This window comes from Nonomuraea sp. NPDC050547 (assembly GCF_044457345.1).
Classification (GTDB): Bacteria; Actinomycetota; Actinomycetes; order Streptosporangiales; family Streptosporangiaceae; genus Nonomuraea.
On the sequence record NZ_JBITGW010000018.1, the window covers coordinates 315907 to 322955 of the forward strand.

A 7049-nucleotide genomic window follows, 5' to 3' on the forward strand; every position below is an offset into this window, starting at 1 on the left:
GGGCCGATGCAAGATCGTTACACGGATCGGACGCACCAACCCCGCCCGTCACTTGTCTTACTTCTGGAACGCACCACCCTCTTTGTCCCCGGAGTATCCACGTGAGATTGCTCGTCGCCGTCGCGCTGGCATGCGGCCTGCTGGCCGTACCCTCTGTCGCGCACGCGAAGCCCGCCGCTGCTGCGAAAAAGCTCGACATCGCCGACATCACCCCGATGGGGCAGGACAAGGAGAAGGTCGGCGTCGGCTTCCCGATCATCGTGACGTTCGACCGCGACGTGCCGGACAGGGCGGCGGTCGAGGCGCTGCTCCAGGTGCAGTCGGAGCGGCCGGTGGACGGCGCCTGGCGGTGGGTGTCGGCGCGCAAGGTCATCTACCGCACCAAGTTCTACTGGAAGCCGCACCAGAAGGTCACCTTCACCGCCCAGCTCAGCAAGCTGGCCGGCAACGAGTCCGTCAAGGACGTCACCCAGCGCTTCGCCGTGGGCCCCGCCAACATCTCCGTCGTCGACACCCGCAAGCACGTCATGCGCGTCACCCGCGACGGCAAGCTCGCCAAGAAGATCCCGATCAGCGCCGGCAAGGGCGGCCTGGTCAAGAACGGCGTCGACGTCTACCTGACCACCAGCGGCATCCACCTCGCCATGAACAAGAAGCCCATCGAGACCATGACCTCCTCGTGGCTCGGCGTCACCGACCCCAAGGACCCCCGCTACTACAAGGAGGAGATCCCCTGGGCGGTGCGGATCTCCGACAGCGGCGAGTACGTCCACCAGAGCGCCGGCTACTACCATTTCCTCGGCCGCAGCAACCAGAGCCACGGCTGCGTACGCGCCACCCCGGCGGGCGCCAAGTGGTTCTACGGCATCGCGCAGCGCGGCGACGTCATCAAGATCACCGGCACGAAGCGCAAGCTCGACTGGAACAACGGCTGGAGCTACTGGCAGCTCAACTGGACCGAGTGGAAGAAGGGCAGCGCCCTGGCCCGCTGAGTTCCCGGGGGCGGGGGACCTCAGCCGTCGAGCGCCTGGAATGGCACGCTCGCGGGGAAGGGCCGCTCGAGTTCGAGAACGCCTTCATGTGTCTCGGCCAAGCGGTAGGTACGGCTTGGCCAGTCCAGGCGGTACTCCCGGATGGATCGCACATAGAACTCGTCATCCAGATAGACCACGAGGTAGATCGGGATGCCTTCGTGAGCGTACTCGGCGAGTTTGTCGACGGTGTCGGTGTATCCGGATCCGGGGGAAACGACCTCGACGACCAGCTTGGCGTCCGCGGTCGCGACCTTGCCACCTCGTTCGATGCACTCGTATACAAGGACGTCGGGGCGACGGAAGGACAGCTTCCCGTCCAACCGGCGGCGTTTGACGAAGTACATGTCGATGTCAGTGGAAACCCGTTGACAGGGCTCCTCGGGTTTCGCGGCCTCCAGCGCATTGGCCAGACGGTGGCACACGTCGCCGTGCTCCGGTGCGCCGCTCTGGCGGAAGATCACGTTCCCGTCGATCACTTCGATGAGCTTGCGCACCTGATCGGGAAGGATGTCGTACCGGTCTTCTGTCAGGGTGAGCGTCTGGGGGTCCGACGCCCACTCAGGGCAAGCCGTTCATCATCGTCTCCGGCACCACTCCATCGTAGGCAGATCTGTCTAGGGTCATCGCGGTTCCGCGGCGAGTGGCGGGGACCAGAGGCCGGTGGCGGTGCCGGTTTTGACGTGGTGCTCGTAGACGACGACCTTGTCGTGGATCACCGCCAGGCAGGCGCGCAGGTCGTCGATCCTGGCCTCCACCTGGCGTTCGTGTTCGCGCAGGAGCGCCAGGCGGTCGGGCTCGTTGCCGGGGCCCTCGCGGACCAGGTCGGTGAAGCGCTTGACGGTGGCGATCGGCATGCCGGACTCGCGCAGCCTGTTGCACAGCAGGAGCCAGTCGACGTCGGACCGCTCGTAGGCCCGCTGACCGCCGAGGGTGCGGGGGATGTCGCGCAGGAAGAGGCCCTCGCGCTCGAAGAAGCGCAGGGCGTGCACGCTCAGGCCGGTGGCCTGTGACACCTCGCCGATCGTCAGGGACATATGCGGGCCTCTCCTAGCTTGACCTAGAGCACACTCTAGATTTTAGCCTCCTCCACATGACGACATTCGGGGCATGGAGCACGGCCGACGAAGTGCTCACCGGGATGGACCTGCGGGGTTCCAACGCGCTGGTGACCGGCGGGTACTCGGGACTCGGGCTGGAGATCACACGGGCGTTGAGCCGCGCGGGGGCGCGGGTGATCGTGCCCGCCCGGCGGACCGACATGGCCAGACGGGCTCTGCTCGGGACCGAGCGGGTGGACGTCCTGGCGCTCGATCTGGCGGATCTGGCGAGCGTCAGGGCGTTCTCCCCACCGGTCGCCAGCCTCGACATCGTGATCGCCAACGCGGGCATCATGGCCTGGCCGGAGACCCGGGTCGGGGACGGGTGGGAGGCGCACTTCGCGATCAACCACCTCGGGCACTACGCGCTGGTCAACCACCTGCGACCGGCGCTGGTGCCGGGGCGGACGCGGGTGGTGTCGGTGAGCTCGTCCGGGCATTTCCTGTCCGGTATGCGGTGGGACGATCCGCACTTCGAGCGCGGGTACGACCGGTGGACGGCGTACGCGCAGTCGAAGACGGCCAACGCCCTGTTCGCCGTACACCTGAACCGGATGGGGATCCAGGCGCATGCCGTACATCCGGGGAGTATCCTCACGCCACTCCAGCGGCACATCTCGCGCGAGGAGCAGGTGGCGCAGGGGTGGATCACGGCCGACGGGCGACCCGCGGAGGGGTTCAAGACGCCCGCGCAGGGCGCGGCGACCGCGACGTGGGCGGCCACCTCGCCCGCGCTCGACGGGCTCGGCGGCACCTACCTCCAGGACTGCGCGGTCGCCGCGCCCGCGGCCACGGACGACATGCTCGTCGGCGGTGTCAAGCCGTGGGCCGTCGACCCGGTCGGCGCCGCGCGGCTCTGGCAACTCTCCGCGAAGCTGACCGGCATGGACGTCTTCACCTGATCGGCTCCGTTGAGTCGCGCCACGGCGAGGGCGCACAGGCATGGAGCCGGGCTCGGCCGGCGATTTCAGCCGCCGAGGTACGCCCCGCCGTTGACGTGCACGACCTGGCCGGTGATGTGACCGGCGCCGGAGGATGCGAGAAAGGCGATCGTGGCGGCGACGTCGCCGACCTGACCGGCGCGTCCGTTCGCGGTTTGGGCGACCAGCGCCGTACGGCGCTGCTCGGCCAGCCCGTCGCCGAAGAACTCGGTCTCCTCGACCAGCCCCGGCGCCACGACGTTGGCGGTGATGCCGCGACCGCCGAGCTGAAACGCCAGTTCGGCGTTCCAGGCGAGCACCCCGGCCTTGGCCGCGCCGTATCCCGCCGCACCCTTGGCCGCGGCGATCGATCCGAGGGTGACGACCCGGCCTCCGTCCGCCAGCCGCGGCGTGAGCGCCGTCGTCATCAGCACCGCGCTCACCAGATTGGCCTCCAGGTTGGCCAGCCACGCCGCCCGCAGCCCCGCCAGGCCCGGGTCCCCGGCACGCCCGAAGTCGGTGTTGCCGCCCGCGTTGTTGACCAGTACCTCCACCCTCTCCGGCAGCTCGGGCAGCGCGGCCTCGATCTCGGCGGGCACCGTCGCGTCGAACGGCACGGCCCGCACCCCGTCACCCAGCTCGGCCACCGCTCTGTCCAGGACGTCCCGGCGGCGGCCGGTGATCACTACGTCCAGCCCGCCGGCTGCCAGCGCCGCCGCCGTAGCCTTCCCGATCCCCGTGCCGCCACCCGTAACCACGGCCGTACGTGTCATCTTCAGACTCCTTGTTTAGACCTAAACTTCTCCTTGTACGATAGGCAACGTGACCCAGCACAGCAACCCCGACGCCGTCGACGAGATCCAACTGGCCTGGCGCCGGGAGCGCCCCGGCACCCCTGTCGCGTCGATCGGGATCATCACCCGCGTCTGGCGCGCCGCCAAACTGCTCGGCGACGAGCGCCGCCGCACGCTGGCCCGGCTCGGCATCGACGGCGCCACCCTCGACCTGCTGTCCACGCTGCGGCGAAGCGGCCCGCCGTACACCATGACCCCGGCGGAACTGAGCGCCTCCTGCCTGGTCACGGCGGGCGCCATCAGCCAGCGCGTCACCCGCGCCGAGAAGGCGGACCTGGTGCGCACCACACGGGGCCCGCGCGGACGCACCCACACCATCACCCTGTCCGATGCCGGTCACCGGCTCGTCGAGGACACCGTCGACGCCCTGCTGACCCACGAAGCCGCCCTCGTCGCCCACCTCGACGAGGACCAGCGCGAACTCCTGACCGACCTGCTCCGCCACCTCCTGGACGGCCTCACCGAACACCTCAACGCCGACGAACGCCCCGGCCAGGTCGGCGACGACGCCCCAGGACCGTAACCGCTCCCGAGAGACGCCCTCCGTCCGAGCTGAGCCACCCGCGGGCCCCGGCACGAGAGTCCGATCACAGCGAGAACGAAACAGTTGGCAATCAGCCGTGCGTGTGCGCCCTAAGAAGTGGGGCCGATCTGACGCGGTGCCGGCGGACCGTACAGTTCGTGATAGACCTCGCGAAGCTCGTCGGCCTCGGGGATACCGCGCTGTTCGACACCTACGATGACCTCTTTGGCCCGCCAGTAATTCGAGGGGACGAGCAGCCGGGTCATCATCGCCTGGAGTGCGACATGCCCGGCCTCTCCCGGCTCGTCGGTGGCGAGCAGCGCAAGGGCAAGGTCAAGGCGTGCCGAGGCGGCGCGGCGCGGGCGAGGTCCACCGTCCTCCCGGGACTCCAGACGGTCGAGCACCTGACGCGCGCACTGCACGGCGGCCGGATCGCCGAGCCATGACAAGGTCGTGGCCATGTACGCCTCGCTCTTGGCCGGGTCATAGCGGAAGTGGTGCTCAGGCCGATCCGGCATCGGCATGGGCGATACCAGCGCCTGGGTACGGGTGAGCGCAGCCCGGGTCTCTGGGCCTCTTCCCATGCGTGCCCACGCGCGACCTTCTTGCCCGGTCGCCTGGATGAAGGCGGAGCTGTTGCGTGGTGCGACAGCCTGAGCCCCTCGGGAGAGAACCATGGCGTGGTGATACTCACCCTCGGTGAGGGCCTGCCATGCCTCTGTCTCCAGACACCACGCCCTGATCTCCTGGTGCTCAGCGTGAGCGGCCAACTGGGCGGCAGTCCGCAGCCGCGCGGCTGCGGCTGGGTATTGGCGCAGGTCGATGTGGCAGGTCGCGCCCAGCAGAGACAGCCAGCCGGCGGCCACGAGAAGCCGGCGGTGCTCAGTCAGAGTCTTCTTGCCGTCGAGGAGGCGGTCGACATACTCCAGGTGTCGCCTCACACGTCCGAGAAGCTGGGCCGGCGGCGTGCGAGGGTAGGCGGACGCCAGGTCGTCCACCGCGAGTTCCAGCCGCTCAAGGGTCTCCGTACCAACGTCGCTCGCTGCTGCCCGGCGGGCGAGCTCCATCGCGTCGATCTCGTCGCCAGGGTCGGTGTCGTCGGCCCGGTCGCCGAAGAGCGCATGCTCGCTCAGCCCGTAAACGCGACAGTACAGCTCGGCGTACTCGTCGTCGGGCCGGTGCCTGCCCCTCTCGTGGTCGCGGATGCGGCGCACCACGCTCTCCGCTTCGGGGAACGGCCTGCCCGCGACAGCCGCCAGCTGGCCCGCGAGGTCTCGCTGAGACCATCCACGCCTGGTCCGCTCGGTGTGAAGCCGACGTGACCAGGCGGGAACCTTGCTCATCACGGATACCTCCGGAGGGCGGGGCGGACACGACGGATGTCCAGGGTCCGCCTCCAGTGTCCTCTTCGCAGTCGTATCACAGGCCGATGAGATGGGTCTCGTGGATGAACCCGCAGGCAGTGCCACAGGCCAAGCACCTGAGTACTCGCTCGCCGAACAGGACGACCGGTGGCGTCGGCTCACGTGCTCACACCTCCACGACCGTGATGCCCGCTTCCGTCTCGCCGAGGTCGAGGCCCTGGTGAAGTTGTGGAAGCCATGGGCCGCGGGACAGACCGTGCTGTTCGTCCAGGGCTACGGCATGGTCTCACCGCAAGGCCGTCTGCTTGCCCGGGAGCAGATGTGAGCGGGATGTCGCGACTGCGTGTGCCGTACATCACCGCCTACGACGAGGAGTTCGCCGAGCGGCCGTTCACGCTCGTCCCCGACGCGTGCGCCACGGACGGCTGGAGGCTCGGGTTCGCCGGTGCCGGCGGGCGGGATTGGCTGTTCGGCGTGCTCTGGCATCGGCCGGGCCTGCACCGTGGAGGCCGCCCCGAATGGAAGATGGTCAACACGCTGCGGCAGCGTCGCTGCATGCTGCGCCTGCTCTGCCAGGTGTGCGGCGGCCCGGCCCGCGACGCGTCCACCGGCCGTGTCTCGTGGCTCCTGGCCGACCCGCCCGTGACTGGTTCGACCGGCAAGCCGTTCACTAATGCGCCACCCACCTGCCGCGGTTGTATCCCCGGAGCGCTGGCCAGCTGCCCGCGGCTGCGCCGCGCGGCCTGCGTGTACACCGCGCGGTCCGCCGAGCCGTACGGCGTGGTGGGCGACGCGGTGCAGCCGTCCCCGCAGGGCCTCGTGAAGGTGGAATGGGACCTGCACATCCCGCTGGACGCCTTCCACCGGCTGGAGTACACCCTCGCCAAGCAGCTGCTCGTGACGCTGGAGGACCTTCAGCCGTTCACAGCATGAGCGGTCATCCCCACACTTTGCCGAGGCGCCCGTGGAACCAGCCCACCCGTATCCTGTGCCGGGACAACGCCGGGGGCTGGGCTGTTCAACAGACCCCTTCAGGCGCGTGGCGCCCCTACGCGCCCTTCACTCACCGTGCCCGCCCCACGCTCGGGGGACCGGGGGTCGGAAGACCCCCGGCCAGGGGGCGTGGGGGGGGGGGGGGGCCCCCCCCCCACCCCCCCCCCCCCCCCCCCAGGGCCCCCGCCCCCCCCCCCCCATCGGGGGGGGGGGGCCAGCCCCCACAGCTAATCTCCCCCCCCCCCCACCAGGAGCGTTAGGTAG

At 69.5% G+C, this 7049-nt stretch carries 9 protein-coding genes; 5 read left to right on the forward strand and 4 right to left on the reverse strand.

Going from position 1 to position 7049, the window contains the following annotated elements:
• Positions 1-101 precede the first annotated feature (101 nt).
• Positions 102-992, forward strand: coding sequence for a L,D-transpeptidase (locus ACIBHY_RS39320; RefSeq protein ID WP_397309340.1), 891 nt, complete (start codon positions 102-104; stop codon positions 990-992).
• Between the two features lie 20 nt (positions 993-1012).
• Here ACIBHY_RS39320 and ACIBHY_RS39325 read toward each other — a convergent pair whose 3' ends face one another.
• Positions 1013-1564 carry a Uma2 family endonuclease gene (locus tag ACIBHY_RS39325; RefSeq protein ID WP_397309343.1) on the reverse strand — a complete coding sequence of 184 codons (552 nt, stop codon included), beginning with the start codon at positions 1562-1564 and terminating at the stop codon, positions 1013-1015.
• A 90-nt stretch (positions 1565-1654) separates the two neighbouring features.
• The gene (locus tag ACIBHY_RS39330) at positions 1655-2068 is read right to left on the reverse strand and encodes a MerR family transcriptional regulator (protein WP_397256527.1); all 414 of its coding nucleotides are present in this window, start codon (positions 2066-2068) and stop codon (positions 1655-1657) included.
• Positions 2069-2124: 56 nt separating this feature from the next.
• On the opposite strand from ACIBHY_RS39330, the gene ACIBHY_RS39335 reads away from it, so the two are divergent.
• The gene (locus tag ACIBHY_RS39335) at positions 2125-3033 is read left to right on the forward strand and encodes an oxidoreductase (protein WP_397309341.1); all 909 of its coding nucleotides are present in this window, start codon (positions 2125-2127) and stop codon (positions 3031-3033) included.
• Positions 3034-3098: 65 nt separating this feature from the next.
• Here ACIBHY_RS39335 and ACIBHY_RS39340 read toward each other — a convergent pair whose 3' ends face one another.
• A complete protein-coding gene (locus tag ACIBHY_RS39340) occupies positions 3099-3824 on the reverse strand; it encodes an SDR family oxidoreductase (RefSeq protein ID WP_397309342.1) in 726 nt (241 codons plus the stop codon).
• Positions 3825-3873: 49 nt separating this feature from the next.
• Between ACIBHY_RS39340 and ACIBHY_RS39345 the strand changes: the two genes are divergently transcribed.
• Positions 3874-4428, forward strand: coding sequence for a MarR family winged helix-turn-helix transcriptional regulator (locus ACIBHY_RS39345; protein ID WP_397256533.1), 555 nt, complete (start codon positions 3874-3876; stop codon positions 4426-4428).
• Positions 4429-4538: 110 nt separating this feature from the next.
• Here ACIBHY_RS39345 and ACIBHY_RS39350 read toward each other — a convergent pair whose 3' ends face one another.
• Complete coding sequence (locus tag ACIBHY_RS39350; RefSeq protein WP_397256535.1) at positions 4539-5645, reverse strand: hypothetical protein; 1107 nt, start codon at positions 5643-5645, stop codon at positions 4539-4541.
• Positions 5646-5871: 226 nt separating this feature from the next.
• Between ACIBHY_RS39350 and ACIBHY_RS39355 the strand changes: the two genes are divergently transcribed.
• Both ACIBHY_RS39355 and ACIBHY_RS39360 read left to right on the forward strand, forming a co-directional pair.
• A complete protein-coding gene (locus ACIBHY_RS39355; RefSeq protein WP_397256537.1) occupies positions 5872-6117 on the forward strand; it encodes a hypothetical protein in 246 nt (81 codons plus the stop codon).
• Between the two features lie 5 nt (positions 6118-6122).
• Positions 6123-6725, forward strand: coding sequence for a hypothetical protein (locus tag ACIBHY_RS39360; protein ID WP_397256539.1), 603 nt, complete (start codon positions 6123-6125; stop codon positions 6723-6725).
• Positions 6726-7049 lie beyond the last annotated feature (324 nt).

Coding starts and splice junctions, on each gene's coding strand:
- ACIBHY_RS39360 (WP_397256539.1), top strand. CDS start 6,123: ATGTCGCGACTGCGTGTGCCGTACATCACCGCCTACGACGAGGAGTTC.
- ACIBHY_RS39340 (WP_397309342.1), bottom strand. CDS start 3,824: ATGACACGTACGGCCGTGGTTACGGGTGGCGGCACGGGGATCGGGAAG.
- ACIBHY_RS39330 (WP_397256527.1), bottom strand. CDS start 2,068: ATGTCCCTGACGATCGGCGAGGTGTCACAGGCCACCGGCCTGAGCGTG.
- ACIBHY_RS39335 (WP_397309341.1), top strand. CDS start 2,125: ATGACGACATTCGGGGCATGGAGCACGGCCGACGAAGTGCTCACCGGG.